The organism is Xanthomonas sp. WHRI 6106 (assembly GCF_040202405.1).
GTDB lineage: Bacteria > Pseudomonadota > Gammaproteobacteria > Xanthomonadales > Xanthomonadaceae > Xanthomonas > Xanthomonas cannabis.
Map to the genome: position 1 here is coordinate 261,081 of NZ_JBEGFC010000006.1, position 16,943 is coordinate 278,023.

Below are 16,943 nucleotides of genomic sequence, written 5' to 3' on the forward strand. Positions count from 1 at the left end.
TGCGGCAAGGCCGCGATGACGGCGCATCGGGTACCCTTGCGCGATGTCGCGTGTGAACACCCTCCACCAATGGAAAGAGCGTCTGCGCGACCGCGCGCGGACGGTGAGCTTCGGGCGCTTTCTATGGCACCGCTTTCTGGACGACCGGCTGTTCCAGGCGGCCGCCTCGCTGGCCTACACCACGGTCTTTGCACTGGTGCCGCTGGCCATCGTGGTGTTCGGCGTGTTGTCGGCATTTCCGGCCTTCAACGAATGGAAGGACGCGCTCACCGACTTCATCTTCAACAATTTCGTGCCCGGCGCTGCGCGTTCGGTGCAGAACTATCTCAACCGTTCGCTGGAAGACCTGGGCAAGTTCACCGTGGCCGGTATGGTGGCGCTGGTGGCTTCGTTGCTGATCACCCTGCACAGCATCGAACAGACCTTCAACAGCATCTGGCGGGTCGCCGCCGCGCGCCCCAAGGTGACGCGGTTCCTGATCTATTGGACGGTGCTGACGCTGGGCACCATGCTGGCCGCGGCCTCGATGGCGATGGCCGCCTACGTGTTCGCGCTGCCGCTGTTCCGCACCACCGAAGGCCAGTGGCTGGCCGAATTCGCCTGGCGGCTGGCGCCGATGGCGGTGGAGTTCGTCTGCATCGTGCTGATCTACCGCGTGGTGCCGCAGCACGTGGTGCGGCTGCGGCATGCGCTGCCGGGCGCGCTGCTGGCGGTGATCCTGATGGAAATCGTCAAATGGGGTTTCGGGTTCTATCTCGGTAATTTCCAGACGTATCAGCGCATCTACGGCGCGCTGTCGGCATTGCCGATCCTGTTGTTGTGGATCTACCTGAGCTGGGTGTCGGTGCTGCTGGGCGCCTCGCTGGCCTCGTCGATGTCCGCATTCCGCTACCAGCCCGAAGCGATGCGGCTGCCGCCGGGCTTCGAGATCTACGGGCTGCTGCGGCTGCTGGGGCGTTTCCGCCAGGCGCGCATCCACGGCAACGGCCTGGACGAAGACCGCATCCTGGCGCTGGAACCCATGCTCACCGACACCCTGATGCAGGAGCTGCTGTGCGAGCTCAAACGCATCCGCCTGCTGCGTCGCGACGAGCGCGGGCAATGGCTGCTGGCGCGTGACCTGGATGTAGTGACCTTGGCCGAACTCTACGAAAACTGCCAGCTGCGCGTGCCGATCGAAGACCGCCCCCTGCCTTGTCGCGACGATGCCTATGGTCAGGCCGCCGCCGCGGCGCTGGAACAATTGCGCCAACCGTTGCGCAGCGTGCTGGCGCAACCGGTTGGCGACCTCTACACCCACCTTCCCGGAGATCCTCCATGACTGTGCGCCTTGTGCGCGGCGCGTGCGCGCTGCTGTTGCCGCTGTTAATGCTGACTGCCTGCAAGCCCACCGGCGACGGCGCGCCCGCGGCCGACCATGTGGCGGCCCCCACCGCGCCGGCTCAGCCACCTGCAGCGCCTGCCGCCCCCGATCCGGCCGGCGCTGCCAGCACCTCGGTCGTGCAGCAGACCGCCGAAATGCCCAAGCTCTCGCTGCCGACCGTAACCGGCGAGACCTACGATCTTGCCGCGCATCGCGGCAAGTGGGTGGTGGTCAATTTCTGGGCCACCTGGTGCGCGCCCTGTCTGAAGGAAATGCCGGAACTGTCGGCGCTGCACACCATGCGCGATGCCGTCGAAGTGGTGGGCCTGGCCTATGAAGACATCACCGCTGCGGACATGCAGGCCTTCCTGAAGGACCATCCGGTCTCCTATCCGGTCGCCATCCTCGACCCGTACCAGCCGCCGCAGGACTTCGCCACGCCGCGCGGCCTGCCGATGACCTATCTGATCGGCCCGGACGGCAAGGTGGCCAAGCAATTCCTCGGCCCGGTCACCGCGCGCGATATCGAAGCTGCCGTGGGCATCACCGGCAAGGCCGGTTGATGCAGGCCGCCCGCTTTGTCATCAGCGGCGCGGTGCAAGGCGTCTACTACCGGGCCTCCACCCGCGACCGCGCGCTGGCACTGGGCCTGTGTGGGCACGCCCGCAACCAGGCCGACGGCAGCGTGGAAGTGATCGCCGCCGGCAGCGCGGCCGCCCTGGATGCGCTGGAAGCCTGGCTCTGGCAAGGCCCACCGGCGGCGCGAGTGGCCGCGGTGACACGCGCGCCGTGCCCGGTTCCGACGACTGAAGACTTTGTAACTGGCTGAGCGCCGGCCCGCACGGCGGGGCAACAGAGTTGGGGCGACGCGCCGATAACCTTGTCAACGCGATCAGGCGTTCAGGGGAATGTAATGGCCGCTCCATCTCAGGATCACAACGACGCGCACGATCAACCGGCACGCCGCCGTCGCCAGCTGGCGCAATCCGCGCCATGGCTGTATCTCGGCGCGATGCTGGGCAGCGGCTGGCTGCTGTTCGTGCAGCCGTCCACGCGCGTGCTGCAAACCGGCCAGGCGGCAACCAGCTGGCTGGTAGCCTGGACCTTCGGCGGCATCGTGATCGGTGCCCTGCTGTGGAGCCTGCGACTGGCGCGCCGTGGCCTGGCGCAGCCCTCGGCAAGCTACCCGCTGTCGGCACGCCTGCCTGAATCCTGGGCCGATGCCTACGCCGCATTGCTGCGTCCCGCGCCGCCGGCCCCGGTTGCCGTCTCCCGGTTGGACCCGGCCCACACCCAGCGTGGTGCGGCCTGGCATCGCTTCGGCGGCGGCATGCTCAGTGCGGAAACCTTCGACCCGGACGATGCCACCCGCGCGCCGTGGGATGGGCTCGATGCCCAGACCTGCATCGCGCGGCTGGACGAAGTGCGCACCGCCTGGCAGAACGCCTCGGCCAACCGCGCGCTGCAACAGGAACGCCGCTACTGGCTGGACGTGGTGCTGTCGCTGCTCGACCACGGTGTCATGCGGCCGTTGCAGGACGGCTACCTGCCCGACACCGCCGCGCTGCGGACCGAGCGGTTCCTGCTCGGCGCCGATGCCGGCCCGGTGGTACTGGCCGAGGTGCCGGCCCTGTTCGCACGTCGCCTGGCACTGGCCATCGACGCCATGCCGCCCGCCCAACGCGGCGCGGCCGAGGCGCAGTGGCGGCTGCTGCAGCAGCTGCACGCCCTGGTGGCCGAAGGCCGCATGCTGGACGAGCGTTCGCAGGTGATCCAGGTGCTGGCCTGGAACCCGGACGTGGACCTGGACCAGGTCGAAGTGGCCTACATCCTGGCTGCCGAATACCGCGAAGGCATGCGCGACTGGCTGCGCCGCGCCGCCCTGGTGCGCCTGCCCGACAGCGCGCTGCGCCTGGACGAAGTGCTGCTGTCCTCGTGCAGCCCGCTCGGCGCGCAAGCCGATGACGTGGACTACATGGAAGCGATGCGACCGCTGCACCGCGGTTTCGTGCAGCTGTTCAGTCAGCGCCTGAGCCAGCTGGTGCTGCAGGCCGAGCAGGCCGAACGTCATGCCGGCCTGCACCCGCTGCCGCGCGCTACCGCGGCCAGCGATGAAGTCTCTCAGGACTGGCCGGCGTAATCGTCGATCGGCTCCAGCACGCCGTAATGTTCCTTGTGCGGCTTGCCGTGCAAGGGCGGCAACGCGAATTGCGCTTCGGGCACCGATGTGTCCGGGAGCCGATCCAGTAGATCGCGGATCAGGCTCAGCCGGCCCCGTTTCTGATCGTTGAAATCCACCAGCGTCCACGGCGCATCGGGCGTGTGGGTCGCTTTGAGCATGCGCTCGCGGGCGGCGGTGTAGTCGTCGTATTTGTCGCGTGACTGCAGATCCACCGGCGACAGTTTCCAGCCCTTGAGCGGGTCTGCGTGACGCTCGGCGAAGCGTTCTTCCTGTTCTGCCTGGTCCACGCACAACCAGTACTTGAACAACAGGATGCCGTCGTCGACCAACATCTGTTCAAAGCGCGGCGCCTGCTCCAGAAACGCGGCGTATTGCGCGTCGGTGCAATAGCCCATGACCCGTTCCACGCCCGCGCGGTTGTACCAGCTGCGATCCATCAGCACCAACTCGCCGCCCGCCGGCAGATGCGTCACATAGCGCTGGAAATACCACTGCGTGCTCTCGCGGTCGCTGGGCTTGGGCAGCGCCACCACCCGGCACTGGCGCGGATTGAGATGGCTGGCGATGGTCTGGATCACGCCGCCCTTGCCGGCGGTGTCGCGGCCTTCCACCAGCACCAGGGCGCGCTGATTGGTGTGGCGCAGCCAGCGCGCCATGCCAACCAGTTCCAATTGCAGCGGTGCCAGCAGTTTCTTGTAGGCCTTGCGTTTGAGATGCGACATGCGCGTTCCAGCCGGTGCAGAGCGCGCAGGCTATTCGCCCAGACGTGGACGCAGTGTCGCCAGATTGCACGGTTTGGTCCGCGCATCCAGCTGCGCACGCACGATATTCTCCCATGCCGTGCGGCAGGCCGAAGTGGAACCGGGCAGGCAGAACACGAAGCTGTGGTTGGCAAGCCCGGCAAACGCGCGCGATTGCAGCGAGGAGGTGCCGATCTCGTCCACGCTGATCGCGCGGAACATCTCGCCGAAGCCGGGCATGACCTTGTCCAGCAACGGCGTGATCGCCTCCGGAGTGCTGTCGCGGCCCGTAAAGCCGGTGCCGCCGGTGATCAGGATGCCGTCGACCTGTGCGTCGGCGATCCAGCCGGACACGATCGCACGCATGCGGTAACGGTCGTCCGGGCACAGCGCACGTTCGTGCAGCACATGACCTTCGTGGGTGAGGGCATCGGCCAGGTAATCGCCGGAACGGTCATCGGCCAGGGTGCGGCTGTCGGACACGGTCAGCACGCACAGGCGCAGCGGAATGAAGTCGAGAGTGGAAGGCATGCGCGCAGCCTAGCGAGCCGGGACGGCCGGGTACAGCGTTGTGGTGTGAAGTCGTACGAAGCGGCTGCCTATCAGGCGTTAGCTAACGCGTCGCTCTAGGCCCCTCTCACTGCGGGAGAGGGGTTGGGGTAAGGGTACGGTTAACCAGTGTCACGGCCGCAGCCGCACCCTCATCCGGCGCTACGCGCCACCTTCTACCGAAGGGAGAAGCATCCATGCCTGACTGTCGCTCGTATGGCAGCGCCAGCAAAAGATTCCGCGCCTCAAGCACCACGCCATCTCGCATGCCAACCCAGAAGCGCAACATCCGGCAACCGACGCTAACCTCCCAACCACCCACTGCGCCGCGCAATGCCACGCAGCAGCGCAGCCAGATCATCCGCGAATCCGTCCATATCGAAAACGCCACTGCGCAGGCGTTGTTCCGCCAATCGCACGCGCACACCACGCAAGGCATCCGCATCGCTCGCCAGTTCGATCGCCTTGGCGACAAACGCAGCGTCATCGGCCACATTCATCTCATCCAGCCCCAGATGCTGATTCAGGCTGCCAGCCACGCGCGCGGCGAACGTCTCGCCCGGCGTGGTCAGTACCGGGCAGCCTGCCCATAGCGCGTCGGAGGCCGTGGTGTGGGCGTTGTACGGGTGCGTGTCCAGAAACAGATCCGCATGCCGATAGCGCGCCAGATACTGCGGATGCGGCAACTTCGGCATGAACACCAGCCGCTGCGGGTCCACGCCCTGTGCCTGCGCCACCGCGCGCAGTCGCGCATCGGCCCGGCCCGGCCCGGACAGCAGCCACAACACACTGCCGGGCACCGCGCGCAACACCGCCACCATGCGCGCCATGCTGCGTGGAGTGAGTTTGTAGCTGTTGTTGAAGCAGCACAGCACCACACCCTGCTCCGGCAAGCCGCACTCCGCACGCGGTGGCGGTTGCGCGACCGTGCGCGAGGTGTCCGACGGTTGAAACACGCGTGGCAGGCGCAGCACCTGTTCGCTGTAAAACGGCTCCAGTGGCGGCGGCAGTGCAAACGCATCGCCCAGCACATGGTCCATCCAGGGCGCGCCGGAAGTGCCCGGATACGCCAGCCAGTTGATTTGCACCGGCGCTGGCCGCAGTGCGAACACTTCCGGGCGCCCGCCACCGCCCCAGCCGCGCAGATCGAACAGCAGATCGATGCCCTGGTCCCGGATGTGCTGCGCGGTCGCCAGATGCCCCAGTGCGGTGACGTCATGCAGGCGCGTCGCCTGCGCCAGGCGCGCACGAATCTCGCTGCCATCGTCATGGCTGGTCGCGAACAGGTGCACCTGCATGTCCGGCTGACGTCGCTGCAGCGCTTCGAACAAGGCCACGGTCAGCAAGCCGGTGGGGTGCGCGCCAAAGCCGTTGGACACGAAGCCGAGCCGCAGCGCACCGCGGCTGCGCACCGTGACTGCAGGCAGCGGGCGTAAAGACGAGGCAATCGCCTGCGCACGGGTGCGGGCACACGCCAGTTGCTCGGCCGCGCTGGCGTCCTCGCTCAGGAAAGCGAACGGCTCCACTGCCGCCTCACCTCGCGCCACGGCGGCACGCACGTGCGCAGCCAGTGGTTCCAGTTCGCGCCAATCGCACAGGCGGCGTCGCCAATTGAGCAACTGCGCGGTGATATAGGGTTCGTCGGGCAGCAACTGATGCGCACGCGCATACGCGTCAGCCGCCTGCTCCGGTTGACCGGCATCTTCCAGTGCGTGTCCAAGCCACAACGCGATACCTGGATGCTGCGGTACCAGGCCCGAGGCCTGTTGCAGCAACGTGGCGGCGTCTGCATGGCGCTGCTGCGCCCAGCGTACCCGGCCCAGCCGTGCAATCGCCTCCGGGTGACCCGGATGCATGGCCAGGGCGTGTTGCACCGCCACCTCGCCGGCGGTGCTGTCGCCCATGCCCAGCTCGGCATCGGCCAACATCAACCAGGCGACAAAGTCCCCCGGTTGGCGCCGCACCGCCTCGCGCAGCTGCAGCAGCTCGCGCGGGACGTTGGCACTCACGGGCTGTCGCTCAACCGCGCCAGTTCGTCGGCCTGATGCTCGTGCAGCAAGCGCGCGATCAGGGCATCCAGATCGCCTTCGATGATGTTGGGCAGGTCGTACAGCGTCAGCCCTTCCACACGATGGTCGGTGATGCGTCCCTGCGGAAAACTGTAGGTGCGGATGCGCTGGCTGCGATCGCCGCTGCCCACCTGCAGCTTGCGTGTCTGCGCTTCGGCGGCGGCGGCCTTGCTGCGTTCGGTGTCCAGCAACTGCGCCTTCAGGCGCTTCATCGCCTTGTCGCGATTGGCGTGCTGGCTGCGTTCGGTCTGGCATTCCACCACCACGCCGGTCGGCACATGGGTGATGCGGATCGCCGATTCGGTCTTGTTGACGTGCTGTCCGCCCGCACCGGACGAGCGGAAGGTATCCACTTTCAGATCGGCCGGATTGATCGCGATCTCTTCCACGTCATCGGCCTCGGGAATGATCGCCACCGTCGCCGCCGAGGTGTGGATGCGGCCCTGCGACTCGGTCGCGGGCACGCGCTGCACGCGGTGCGTGCCGGATTCGAACTTCAGCCGCGAATACGCGCCACGCCCGACCACCCGCGCCACCACTTCCTTGTAGCCGCCATGCTCGCCGGGGCTGTCGGATTCGATTTCGACCTTCCAGCCCTGGCGCTCGGCATAGCGCGCGTACATGCGGAACAGGTCGCCGGCAAAGATGGCCGCTTCGTCGCCGCCGGTGCCGGCGCGCACTTCCAGGAACAGGTTGCCGTCATCGCGCGGGTCGCGCGGCACCAGCAGCAGCGCCAGTTGCGCATCCAGCTCGTCCAGGCGTGCCTGCGCGGCGGCGATTTCCTCGTCGGCCAGCTCGCGCATTTCCGGGTCGCTGCGCAAGGCCTCGGCCGCGCTCAGGTCGGCCTTGGTGCGCGCTTCGTCTTCCAGCGCCACTGCCACCGGCTCCAGCTGCGACAGTTCGCGCGACAAGGTGCGGAACTTGTCGTTGTTGCCGACCACATCCGGGTCGGACAACAGGTGCTGCAGTTCTTCGCGGCGCTCGGCCAGCGCTTCGAGCTTACGGCGCAGGGTCGGCGTCATCAGTCCTCACGATCGGGGTAGCTACAGGGGGATGTTGGTAACCGGGCTTTTCCGGAAACAGCCGGTCGGCCGCACTGGTCAGTTCCAGGTCGTTGTTCAGTGCCGCATCGCGCAGCGCAGCGGTGGGCGGATGCAGCAGACGGTTGGTCAGCGCATGCGCCAGCTGTTCCAGCACTTCGTCGGCCGGCTTGCCGTTGCTCAATTGCTGGCGTGCCTTGGCCAGCAACTCGTCACGGGTGCTGTCGCCGAATGCGCGCAGACGCTTGAGCGGCGCCTGGCGTGCGTTGGCCTGCACGGTCTCGACGTAGCGTGCCACCTGCAGGTCGATGATGGCTTCGGCCTGATCGGCGGCCTCGCGGCGGCTGCGACGGTTGTCTTCGACCGCGCGCTCCAGATCGTCCACCGTGTACAGGTAGGCATCGCCCAGCTGCGCCACCGAGGCCTCGATGTCGCGCGGCACCGCCAGGTCGAACAGCAGCATCGGCTTGCGCTTGCGTGCGCGCAGCGCCTGTTCGACCTGGGCGCGCGTTACCACCGGCTCGCGCGCGGCGGTGGCCGAGAACACCACATCGGCCTCGGCCAGGTGGCGTTCCAGATCGGTCAACGGCAGCGCATAGCCGCCATGCTGGCTGGCCAGCGTCTGCGCATGGGCGAGGGTGCGGTTGGCGATCAGCAGGCGCCGCACGCGACCCTCGCTCAGATGCTTGGCCGCCAGCTCGATGGTCTCGCCGGCACCGACCAGCAACACGGTCGATTCGTTGAGCCGGGCGAACGATTCCTGCGCCAGCCGCACCGCCGTGGACGCCACCGACACCGGATTGGCACCGACCCGGGTATCGGTGCGTGCGCGCTTGGCCACCGAAAAGGTCTGCTGGAACAGCCGATCCAGGCCGCTGCCCAACGCGCCGTGGGCCCGCGCCACCGCCCAGGCATCCTTCACCTGGCCCAGGATCTGCGGCTCGCCCAGTACCATCGAATCCAGCCCCGTGGCCACCCGGAACAGGTGACGTACCGCATCGGCATCCTGGTGTTGATACAAATACCCGCTCAGCCCGGGGGCGTGTGCGTCCAGCCAGCCGGCCAGCGTCTGCGCGTCGTCGGCCATCGCATACAGCTCGGTACGATTGCAGGTGGACAACAGCGCCGCCTCGCGCACCTGCGGCAACGTACGCAACGATTCGAGCGCACGCGGCAGTGCCTCACCGGCGAACGCTGCACGTTCGCGCAGGTCCACAGGAGCGGTCTGGTGATTCAGTCCGAGCACCCACAACGTCATTGTTCAGTTGCTTGCGATAAGCTGGCGGCCATTCAGGGCCCCATTTTACGGCCCGGTTGCCCCCGATGCCTGTACCGATTCGCATCCTGAGTGTTCTTTTGCTGGTCGCAGTCTCCACCAGTGCCACTGCAGCACCCAAGAAAGCACCGCCCGCGCCACCCGCCAAGGCTGCCAGCGCCACCTCGCTGGAACCCGTGCTCGCTGGCGAATTCGCCTTGCAGGCCGGGCAGCTGGACGATGCCGCCCGTGCCTACCTGGACGCCGCCAAAGCCGAAGCCGGCGACGCCGGGCTGGCCGAACGGGCCGCCCGCATCGCCATGCTGGCCAACGACGACCCGCGCGCCATCGAGGCGATGGCGCTGTGGCGCGCCCGCGCGCCATCGTCGATGTCGATGCGCAGCACCGAGGCGTCGCTGGCCCTGCGCCGCAACGACCTGCGCACCGCCCGCCGCGATCTGCTCGGCCTGCTCAAGGAACCCGACCCGCGCGGCTGGCGTTTTGCGTTGATCGCCCTGGCCAATGGCGGCCGCGAGCCTGAAGCCTCTGCCGACGTGCTCGAAGACCTCGTCAAGGCGGGCGCCATCCCCAACCAGATCGAGGCCTGGCAGGAGTTCGGCCGGCTCGCGCTGCGCATGGAGCGCCCGGCGCTGGCCAAGCGCATCGTCGATGAAGTGGTGCGCCGCTTCCCCGAAGAGCCGCGCGTGGCCTTGCTGCATGCCACCCAGCTGCAGCAGGAAGGCAAGAACGACGAGGCATTGGCCTTGCTGAAGGCGATCGAGCCGCAGGCGGTGAAGGACTCCGAACTGCGCGGCGCGCTGGCCTTCGCCTACGACGCCATGGGCCAGACCGAAGCGGCCGCACGCGTGCTCTCCACCGGGCCGCAGGACACCCAGACCTACGGGTTGCGGGCCTCCATGCTGGCCAAGGAGAAGGACCGCAGCGCGCTCGAAGCGCTGTACGGCGAGCTCAAGAGCAATGCCGCCAAGCCGGATCCGGATCGCCGCCTGCTGCTGGGCAAGATCGCCGAATTCCTCAAGCGTTACGACGAGGCGGTGGAGTGGTACCGCGGCGTGCCGGGCGGCCCGCAGCTGAGCGAGGCGCGCTTGCGCGCGGCCAGCGCGTTGTACGAACTGGGTCGCAAGCCCGAGGCGCTGGCCGAAGTGCGTGCCCTGCAGGGCGATGCCAGTGCCGACGACGATGCTCGTCGCGATGCGTACGTGCTGGAGGCCGAGCTTCACCAGCGCGCCGAGGATGCCCCCGGCGAGCTGGACGCCTTCGAACGCGGCCTGGCCGCCTATCCGGACGACAGTGCACTGCTGTATGCCCGTGGCCTTGCGTGGGAGCGTCGCGACGACGTGCCGCGGGCCGAGGCCGACCTGCGCAAGATCCTGGTGGCCGAGCCGGAAAACGTCGCCGCGCTCAACGCGCTGGGCTACACCCTGGCCGATCGCACCACACGCTACAAGGAAGCGCTGGCGCTGATCGACCGCGCCCGCACCGCCGACCCGGACAACCCGGCCATCGTCGACAGCTACGGCTGGGTGCTGTACCGCATGGGGCGCAACAAGGAGGCCCTGGTGCAACTGCGCCGTGCCTGGGCGCTGGTCAAGGACCCGGAAATCGCCGCCCACGTGGGCGAGGTGCTGTGGGTCAGCGGCAAGCAGGACGAGGCGCGGCGTTATTTCGATGAAGCGCGCCGGCTGGACCCGGACAATCGCGCGCTGCAGCGCGCCGTGGAAAAGTTCGGCCTATGAATCGCGGGATCCGCACGCTGGCCCTGAGCGGGCTGGTGCTGGCTGCGCTGTCCGGCTGCGTGAGCGTGCCGCGCGGGCAGGGCGGCGGAGCAGCGGTGGTCGAACAGGTGTCCGACCAGGCCCGCCAGGCCGAAGCCACGCGCCAGGCCTGGCTGCAGGCCCACCCCACCTGGTCGTTCCAGGGCCGGGTGGCGATCAGCAAGGACCGTGACGGCGGCAGCGGCCGCATCGACTGGCAGCAGGATGGCCCGCAATACCGCGTGCAGCTCAGTGCGCCAGTGACCCGGCAGAGCTGGGTGCTCACCGGCGACAGCGCCACCGGCGCCGGCCGGATCGAAGGGCTGGATGGCGGCCCGCGCAGTGGGCCGGACGCAGAGCAGGTCCTGCTCGAGGCGACCGGATGGACCATTCCGGTCAACCGGATGGCGGACTGGGTGCGCGCGCTGCGCATTGCCGACACCGCTGCGCAGCGCGTGGACCTGGATGCCGCCGGGCGCCCGCGCACTGTGCAACAGGGCGGCTGGACCATCGAGTTCCTGGCCTGGGCTCCTGCCGGTGACGGCCAGCCCGAGCTGCCGCAACGCATCGAAGCCCACAACGGCAGCGCCAAGGTGCGCCTGCTGGTCGATCAATGGACGGTCTCGCCCTGATGTCGGCGCAGGAAGGGTGGTCAGCATGGCCCGCGCCGGCCAAGCTGAACCTGTTTCTACAGATCGTCGGGCGCCGCGCCGACGGCTACCACCTGCTACAGACCGTGTTCCGGCTGCTGGACTGGGGGGACACCATTCATCTTCGTTTGCGCGGCGATGGCCTGATCCGGCGTATCGGCGAGAGTCTGCCCGGCGTTACCGAAGACGACGATCTGGTGATTCGCGCCGCGCGGCTGCTGCAATCGGCCGCTGGCGCGGACGCGGGTGCCGAGATCCGGGTCGACAAACGCATCCCCGCCGGTGGCGGTTTCGGTGGCGGCTCCTCGGATGCGGCAACCGTCCTGGTGGCGCTCAATGTCTTGTGGAGCCTGGGTTTGCCGGTCGATGCGCTGGCCGGGCTGGGCCTGCAACTGGGTGCGGACGTGCCGGTGTTCGTGCGCGGGCACAACGCCTGGGCCGAGGGCGTCGGCGAGCAATTGACCCCCATCACACTCCCGGACGCGGCCTATGTGCTGGTTGATCCAGGTGTTCACGTGCCCACGCCGGCCTTATTTCAATCACAGGAATTGACGCGGGATGCCGCGCCCGCGAAAATAGCGGACTTCGCTTCCGGTTCTCTGCTCGACAATGCATTCGAGCCGGTCCTGCGGCGCCGTGAACCCGCTGTCGAGGCCGTGTTCCTGGCGCTGTCCAGGATCGGAACGCCGCGTTTGACCGGGTCGGGAAGTGGGTGCTTCGTCGAATTCGCCACGCGCGCTGCTGCAGAGCAGGCCATGGCGCAGTTGCCGGGCAGCCTGCGGGCGTGGGTTGTGAAGGGTGCAGCGCACTCGCCATTGCTCGACGCACTGGACGCGAGACAAGTTTGATGCAGGGGCGTCGCCAAGAGGCCCAAGGCACCAGGTTTTGATCCTGGCATTCGTAGGTTCGAATCCTACCGCCCCTGCCAATGTGTTGATGTGGGTCGCTCTGCAAGAGGTGCAGATGCAGATTCGTCTGCAGGCTCCCGCAGCTTCATGTGCGCAGATCGAGGTACGGCCGGGCAACGGCGTGGCTCCTCTGCTCTTCCGCCGACCCGCACGCTCTTCGCCGCCGCCCGAGAGATCCCATGCAAGATCAACGTAACCTGCTGGTGTTCTCCGGCAATGCCAACAAGCCGCTTGCCCAGAGCATCTGCAAGGAGCTCGGCGTGCGCATGGGCAAGGCGCTGGTCACGCGCTTCTCCGATGGGGAGGTGCAGGTCGAAATCGAAGAAAGCGTGCGCCGGCAGGAAGTGTTCGTCATCCAGCCGACCTGCGCGCCGAGCGCCGAGAACCTGATGGAGCTGCTGGTGCTGATCGACGCGCTCAAGCGCGCCAGCGCCCAGTCCGTCACCGCGGTGATCCCGTATTTCGGTTATTCGCGCCAGGACCGTCGCATGCGCTCCTCGCGCGTGCCGATCACCGCCAAGGTCGCCGCCAAGATGATCTGCGCGATGGAGGCCGACCGCGTGCTGACGGTCGACCTGCATGCCGACCAGATCCAGGGCTTCTTCGATGTGCCGGTGGACAACGTCTATGCCTCGCCGCTGCTGCTGGCCGATATCTGGCGCGCCTACGGCACCGACAACCTGATCGTGGTGTCGCCGGACGTGGGTGGCGTGGTGCGTGCGCGCGCCGTCGCAAAGCGCCTGGATGACGCTGATCTGGCCATCATCGACAAGCGCCGTCCGCGCGCCAACGTCGCCACCGTGATGAACATCATCGGCGACGTACAGGGCAAGACCTGCGTGCTGGTGGACGACCTGGTCGATACCGCCGGCACCCTGTGTGCGGCTGCCGCTGCGCTCAAGCAGCGCGGTGCGCTCAAGGTGGTGGCCTACATCACCCACCCGGTGCTATCCGGCCCGGCGGTGGACAACATCAACAATTCGCAGCTCGACGAGCTGGTGGTCACCGACACGATCCCGTTGAACGAAGCGGCGCGGACCTGCCCCAAGATTCGTCAGCTGAGCGTGGCCGAGCTGCTGGCCGAGACCATTCGCCGCATCGCCTTCGGCGAGTCGGTCAGCTCGCTCTACGTCGACTGATCTCCGATTCGGTGCCCGGATCTCCCGGGTGCCGGTACCACGTCTCTCCTGGTCGCGGGTGAGACGCTTCATCGCCGCGAGGCGGTATTCCAAACTAGGTAGTGAAACAACATGGCAAAGACTCACGAAATCAAGGTCGAGCGCCGCGCAGACGAGGGGAAGGGTGCGAGCCGCCGCCTGCGTCACGCTGGCGTCATTCCGGCCATCGTCTACGGTGGCGAACTCGAGCCGGTCAGCATCCAGCTCAACCATGAGCAGATCTGGCTCGCCCAGCAGAACGAGTGGTTCTACTCGTCGATCCTGGACCTGAACCTCAATGGCGACGTGCAGCAGGTGCTGCTGCGTGACATGCAGCGCCATCCGTTCAAGCAGCTGATCATGCACATCGACTTCCAGCGCGTCAGCGCCAACGAGAAGCTCAGCGCCGCTGTGCCGCTGCACTTCGTCAACGAAGCAACCTCGCCGGCTGGCAAGTCCAGCGAAGTGGTCGTGACCCACGAGCTCAACGAAGTCCAGGTGGTCTGCCTGCCGAAGGACCTGCCGGAGTTCATCGAAGTCGACCTCGGTGGCCTGGAAGTGGGCAACGTGATCCACCTGTCCGAAATCAAGCTGCCGGCCGGTGTTGAAATTCCGGAACTGAAGCTGGGCAAGGAGCACGACGTCGCCGTGGTCGCGGCCAAGCACGTGCGCGTCGAGGAAGAAGACGCTGCCGGTGAAGAAGGCAGCGAAGGCGCAGAGACCAAGTAATCCGTTGGCCGATTCCTCGCAGCATGCGGGGAATCGGCTGCGGTCACTGGCATGTCTGCACTTCGTCTGATCGTCGGGCTGGGTAATCCCGGTCCCGAACACGCGCAAACCCGGCATAACGCCGGGTTTCGTTTCGTCGATGCCCTCGTCGAGCGCAGTGGCGCCCGCTGGGGCCTGGACAGCAAGTTGTTCGGCGAGACGGCCAGGGTCGATATCGCCGGGCAGCCCGTCTGGCTGCTCAAGCCGGCGACGTTCATGAATCTCAGTGGTAAATCGATCACCGCCGCCTTGCGGTTCTGGAAGATCGAGCCGGAACAGATGCTCGTCGCCCACGACGAACTGGATCTGTCACCCGGCACGGCACGGCTCAAGTTCGACGGCGGGCATGGCGGCCAGAACGGTCTGCGTGACACCATCCGCCTGCTCGGCCATGGCAAATTTCACCGCTTGCGCGTCGGCATCGGTCATCCCGGTCACAAGGACCGCGTGGTGCCCTGGGTGCTGGGACGGGCAGGGCGCGAGGATGATGTGGCGATTGGTCAGGCAATAGATGCGGCCATCGACGTGCTGCCGCTGGCAATGGATGGCAATTTCAACGAGGCGATGAAGCGCCTGCATACAAGCAGGGATGCGTGATTGGGGATTGGGGATTCGTGGCCATGTGGCATGACGAATCTCCAATCCCGAATCCCAAATCCCGGATGTGACCCATGGGTATCAAATGCGGCATCGTCGGCCTGCCCAACGTCGGCAAGTCGACCCTGTTCAACGCGCTGACCAAGGCGGGCATCGCTGCGGCCAATTTTCCGTTCTGCACCATCGAGCCCAACGTTGGCATCGTGCCGGTGCCCGATCCGCGCCTCAACCAGCTGGCCGAGATCGTCAAGCCGCAGAAGCTGATTCCGACCGCGGTCGAGTTCGTCGACATCGCCGGCCTGGTGGCCGGTGCGGCGAGCGGTGAGGGCCTGGGCAACAAGTTCCTGGCGCACATCCGCGAAGTGGATGCGATCACCCACGTGGTGCGTTGCTTCGAGAACGACGACGTCATCCACGTCAACAACAAGGTCGACCCCATCTCCGACATCGAAACCATCGATACCGAGCTGGCGCTGGCCGACCTGGACAGCGTGGAAAAGGCGCTCAATCGCGCCGAGCGCAGTGCCAAGGGCGGCGACAAGGAGGCTGCGGCACGCAAGCCGGTGCTGGCCAAGCTGCAGGCGGCGCTGTCTGATGGAAAGTCGGGGCGTGCGGCCGGCCTGGATGAGGAAGAGAAGGCGCTGGTGCGCGATCTGTTCCTGCTCACGCTCAAGCCGGTGATGTACATCGCCAACGTGCTGGAAGACGGTTTCGAGAACAATCCGCACCTGGATGCCGTGCGCGCGCACGCTGCAGGCGAAGGTGCAGAAGTGGTGCCGGTCTCGGCCGCGATCGAAGAAGAACTGTCCCAGCTGGACGACGAGGACCGCGATACCTTCCTGGCCGACCTCGGGCTGAGCGAACCTGGCTTGAATCGCGTCATTCGCGCCGCTTACACGCTGCTCGGCCTGCAGACCTACTTCACCGCAGGCGTCAAGGAAGTGCGCGCCTGGACGGTCAGGGCTGGCTCCACCGCGCCGCAGGCGGCGGCCGTCATTCACACCGATTTCGAGAAGGGCTTCATCCGCGCCGAGACCATCGGTTTCGATGATTTCATCAAGTATCGCGGCGAAGCCGGTGCGCGCGACGCGGGCCGCCTGCGTCTGGAAGGCAAGGAATATCGCGTCCAGGAAGGCGACGTGCTGCACTTCCGTTTCAACGTCTGATCCGATGCGTGCGGCGTCGTTCGCCGCGCGCTGTCGGGTGTGACGAATAGTTCAAAATTTTTGTTGACACCGGGTGCGTCCCACAACAAAATAACGGGCTGCTTCACCCCGAACCGATTCGCTTCACCGCGCAACGGTCCGGTAGTAAAAGCTGGAGGGATACCCAAGCGGCCAACGGGGGCAGACTGTAAATCTGCTGGCTTACGCCTTCGGTGGTTCGAATCCACCTCCCTCCACCAGTTTCACGTTGTGGCATGCAGTTCCCGGCGCGGGAGTAGTTCAACGGTAGAACCTCAGCCTTCCAAGCTGATGGTGCGGGTTCGATTCCCGTCTCCCGCTCCATTGAACGCAAATGCATGGCATAATGCAAAACTCGCTCACGTAGCTCAGTCGGTAGAGCACCTCCTTGGTAAGGAGGAGGTCGAAGGTTCGATTCCTTTCGTGAGCACCATTACTCAATCGTCTTAACTCCAAACGATTACCGAGAACTTGCACCCATGGCAAAAGCTAAATTCGAGCGCACCAAGCCGCACGTGAACGTCGGCACCATCGGTCACGTCGACCATGGCAAGACCACGTTGACCGCCGCGCTGACCAAGATCGGTGCAGAGCGTTTCGGTGGCGAGTTCAAGGCGTATGACGCGATCGACGCAGCGCCGGAAGAAAAGGCGCGCGGCATCACGATTTCGACCGCGCACGTCGAATACGAATCCCCGACCCGCCA

General features: G+C 66.5%; 17 protein-coding genes and 4 tRNA genes. 16 read left to right on the forward strand and 5 right to left on the reverse strand.

Translation table 11 applies throughout. The features are described from left to right. Positions 1 to 43: 43 nt before the first annotated feature. The 4 genes from ABQZ09_RS11560 to ABQZ09_RS11575 all read left to right on the forward strand — a co-directional run bounded on the left by ABQZ09_RS11560 (position 44) and on the right by ABQZ09_RS11575 (position 3,503). Entirely contained in the window at positions 44 to 1,321 is a 1,278-nt protein-coding gene (locus tag ABQZ09_RS11560) for a YihY family inner membrane protein (RefSeq protein WP_039411248.1), read from the forward strand. Then, the gene (locus tag ABQZ09_RS11565) at positions 1,318 to 1,926 is read left to right on the forward strand and encodes a TlpA family protein disulfide reductase (protein WP_349776925.1); all 609 of its coding nucleotides are present in this window, start codon (positions 1,318 to 1,320) and stop codon (positions 1,924 to 1,926) included. Before ABQZ09_RS11560 ends, ABQZ09_RS11565 begins: the two co-directional genes overlap by 4 nt. Next, positions 1,926 to 2,192 carry an acylphosphatase gene (locus ABQZ09_RS11570; protein ID WP_349776926.1) on the forward strand — a complete coding sequence of 89 codons (267 nt, stop codon included), beginning with the start codon at positions 1,926 to 1,928 and terminating at the stop codon, positions 2,190 to 2,192. The genes ABQZ09_RS11565 and ABQZ09_RS11570 overlap by 1 nt, the downstream gene beginning before the upstream one ends. Positions 2,193 to 2,276: 84 nt before the next feature. Next, positions 2,277 to 3,503 (forward strand): hypothetical protein, encoded by a 1,227-nt coding sequence (locus ABQZ09_RS11575; protein WP_349776927.1) that lies wholly within the window; start codon positions 2,277 to 2,279, stop codon positions 3,501 to 3,503. Here ABQZ09_RS11575 and ppk2 read toward each other — a convergent pair. The 5 genes from ppk2 to hemA all read right to left on the reverse strand — a co-directional run bounded on the left by ppk2 (position 3,485) and on the right by hemA (position 9,201). Next, entirely contained in the window at positions 3,485 to 4,267 is a 783-nt protein-coding gene (gene ppk2 / locus ABQZ09_RS11580) for a polyphosphate kinase 2 (protein ID WP_349776928.1), read from the reverse strand. The two genes, ABQZ09_RS11575 and ppk2, sit on opposite strands and share 19 nt — an antisense overlap. A gap of 30 nt (positions 4,268 to 4,297) precedes the next feature. Beyond that, the gene (gene moaB, locus ABQZ09_RS11585) at positions 4,298 to 4,816 is read right to left on the reverse strand and encodes a molybdenum cofactor biosynthesis protein B (RefSeq protein WP_349776929.1); all 519 of its coding nucleotides are present in this window, start codon (positions 4,814 to 4,816) and stop codon (positions 4,298 to 4,300) included. Positions 4,817 to 5,136: 320 nt separating this feature from the next. Continuing rightward, positions 5,137 to 6,843 (reverse strand): O-linked N-acetylglucosamine transferase, SPINDLY family protein, encoded by a 1,707-nt coding sequence (locus ABQZ09_RS11590; protein ID WP_228314446.1) that lies wholly within the window; start codon positions 6,841 to 6,843, stop codon positions 5,137 to 5,139. Continuing rightward, positions 6,840 to 7,925, reverse strand: a complete 1,086-nt coding sequence (gene prfA / locus ABQZ09_RS11595; RefSeq protein ID WP_349776930.1) for a peptide chain release factor 1 — start codon at positions 7,923 to 7,925, stop codon at positions 6,840 to 6,842. The genes ABQZ09_RS11590 and prfA overlap by 4 nt, the downstream gene beginning before the upstream one ends. After that, on the reverse strand, positions 7,903 to 9,201 hold the full coding sequence (gene hemA / locus ABQZ09_RS11600; RefSeq protein ID WP_039411265.1) for a glutamyl-tRNA reductase: 1,299 nt from the start codon (positions 9,199 to 9,201) through the stop codon (positions 7,903 to 7,905). Before hemA ends, prfA begins: the two co-directional genes overlap by 23 nt. A 65-nt stretch (positions 9,202 to 9,266) precedes the next feature. On the opposite strand from hemA, the gene ABQZ09_RS11605 reads away from it, so the two are divergent. The 12 genes from ABQZ09_RS11605 to ABQZ09_RS11660 all read left to right on the forward strand — a co-directional run. Further along, on the forward strand, positions 9,267 to 10,955 hold the full coding sequence (locus ABQZ09_RS11605) for a tetratricopeptide repeat protein (RefSeq protein WP_349776931.1): 1,689 nt from the start codon (positions 9,267 to 9,269) through the stop codon (positions 10,953 to 10,955). Beyond that, a complete protein-coding gene (gene lolB / locus ABQZ09_RS11610) occupies positions 10,952 to 11,605 on the forward strand; it encodes a lipoprotein insertase outer membrane protein LolB (RefSeq protein WP_228314447.1) in 654 nt (217 codons plus the stop codon). The genes ABQZ09_RS11605 and lolB overlap by 4 nt, the downstream gene beginning before the upstream one ends. Next, entirely contained in the window at positions 11,587 to 12,471 is an 885-nt protein-coding gene (ispE, locus tag ABQZ09_RS11615; RefSeq protein ID WP_349776932.1) for a 4-(cytidine 5'-diphospho)-2-C-methyl-D-erythritol kinase, read from the forward strand. Before lolB ends, ispE begins: the two co-directional genes overlap by 19 nt. Before the next feature lie 3 nt (positions 12,472 to 12,474). Then, positions 12,475 to 12,551 (forward strand) — tRNA-Gln (locus tag ABQZ09_RS11620). A 159-nt stretch (positions 12,552 to 12,710) separates the two neighbouring features. Continuing rightward, positions 12,711 to 13,670 (forward strand): ribose-phosphate diphosphokinase, encoded by a 960-nt coding sequence (locus tag ABQZ09_RS11625; protein ID WP_039411276.1) that lies wholly within the window; start codon positions 12,711 to 12,713, stop codon positions 13,668 to 13,670. 111 nt (positions 13,671 to 13,781) lie between these two features. Further along, positions 13,782 to 14,417, forward strand: coding sequence for a 50S ribosomal protein L25/general stress protein Ctc (locus ABQZ09_RS11630; RefSeq protein ID WP_039411279.1), 636 nt, complete (start codon positions 13,782 to 13,784; stop codon positions 14,415 to 14,417). A gap of 51 nt (positions 14,418 to 14,468) precedes the next feature. Beyond that, entirely contained in the window at positions 14,469 to 15,053 is a 585-nt protein-coding gene (gene pth, locus ABQZ09_RS11635) for an aminoacyl-tRNA hydrolase (RefSeq protein ID WP_184390427.1), read from the forward strand. A 74-nt stretch (positions 15,054 to 15,127) separates the two neighbouring features. After that, positions 15,128 to 16,219: a redox-regulated ATPase YchF gene (ychF, locus tag ABQZ09_RS11640; protein WP_184552672.1), complete on the forward strand. Its 1,092-nt coding sequence runs from the start codon at positions 15,128 to 15,130 to the stop codon at positions 16,217 to 16,219. A 153-nt stretch (positions 16,220 to 16,372) separates the two neighbouring features. After that, positions 16,373 to 16,458 (forward strand) — tRNA-Tyr (locus tag ABQZ09_RS11645). A 29-nt stretch (positions 16,459 to 16,487) separates the two neighbouring features. Next, positions 16,488 to 16,561, forward strand: a tRNA-Gly gene (locus ABQZ09_RS11650). 33 nt (positions 16,562 to 16,594) lie between these two features. Then, positions 16,595 to 16,670: transfer RNA gene (locus tag ABQZ09_RS11655), tRNA-Thr, on the forward strand. 46 nt (positions 16,671 to 16,716) lie between these two features. Then, positions 16,717 to 16,943: GTP-binding protein (locus ABQZ09_RS11660; protein ID WP_234712337.1), on the forward strand; the 227-nt coding region annotated here is incomplete at its 3' end.

What these genes read in the sequence shown, in the direction of transcription:
- ABQZ09_RS11560 (WP_039411248.1), top strand. Translation starts at nt 44, where the DNA reads ATGTCGCGTGTGAACACCCTCCACCAATGGAAAGAGCGTCTGCGCGAC.
- ABQZ09_RS11565 (WP_349776925.1), top strand. Translation starts at nt 1,318, where the DNA reads ATGACTGTGCGCCTTGTGCGCGGCGCGTGCGCGCTGCTGTTGCCGCTG.
- ABQZ09_RS11570 (WP_349776926.1), top strand. Translation starts at nt 1,926, where the DNA reads ATGCAGGCCGCCCGCTTTGTCATCAGCGGCGCGGTGCAAGGCGTCTAC.
- ABQZ09_RS11575 (WP_349776927.1), top strand. Translation starts at nt 2,277, where the DNA reads ATGGCCGCTCCATCTCAGGATCACAACGACGCGCACGATCAACCGGCA.
- ppk2 (WP_349776928.1), bottom strand. Translation starts at nt 4,267, where the DNA reads ATGTCGCATCTCAAACGCAAGGCCTACAAGAAACTGCTGGCACCGCTG.
- moaB (WP_349776929.1), bottom strand. Translation starts at nt 4,816, where the DNA reads ATGCCTTCCACTCTCGACTTCATTCCGCTGCGCCTGTGCGTGCTGACC.
- prfA (WP_349776930.1), bottom strand. Translation starts at nt 7,925, where the DNA reads ATGACGCCGACCCTGCGCCGTAAGCTCGAAGCGCTGGCCGAGCGCCGC.
- hemA (WP_039411265.1), bottom strand. Translation starts at nt 9,201, where the DNA reads ATGACGTTGTGGGTGCTCGGACTGAATCACCAGACCGCTCCTGTGGAC.
- ABQZ09_RS11605 (WP_349776931.1), top strand. Translation starts at nt 9,267, where the DNA reads ATGCCTGTACCGATTCGCATCCTGAGTGTTCTTTTGCTGGTCGCAGTC.
- lolB (WP_228314447.1), top strand. Translation starts at nt 10,952, where the DNA reads ATGAATCGCGGGATCCGCACGCTGGCCCTGAGCGGGCTGGTGCTGGCT.
- ispE (WP_349776932.1), top strand. Translation starts at nt 11,587, where the DNA reads ATGGACGGTCTCGCCCTGATGTCGGCGCAGGAAGGGTGGTCAGCATGG.
- ABQZ09_RS11625 (WP_039411276.1), top strand. Translation starts at nt 12,711, where the DNA reads ATGCAAGATCAACGTAACCTGCTGGTGTTCTCCGGCAATGCCAACAAG.
- ABQZ09_RS11630 (WP_039411279.1), top strand. Translation starts at nt 13,782, where the DNA reads ATGGCAAAGACTCACGAAATCAAGGTCGAGCGCCGCGCAGACGAGGGG.
- pth (WP_184390427.1), top strand. Translation starts at nt 14,469, where the DNA reads ATGTCTGCACTTCGTCTGATCGTCGGGCTGGGTAATCCCGGTCCCGAA.
- ychF (WP_184552672.1), top strand. Translation starts at nt 15,128, where the DNA reads ATGGGTATCAAATGCGGCATCGTCGGCCTGCCCAACGTCGGCAAGTCG.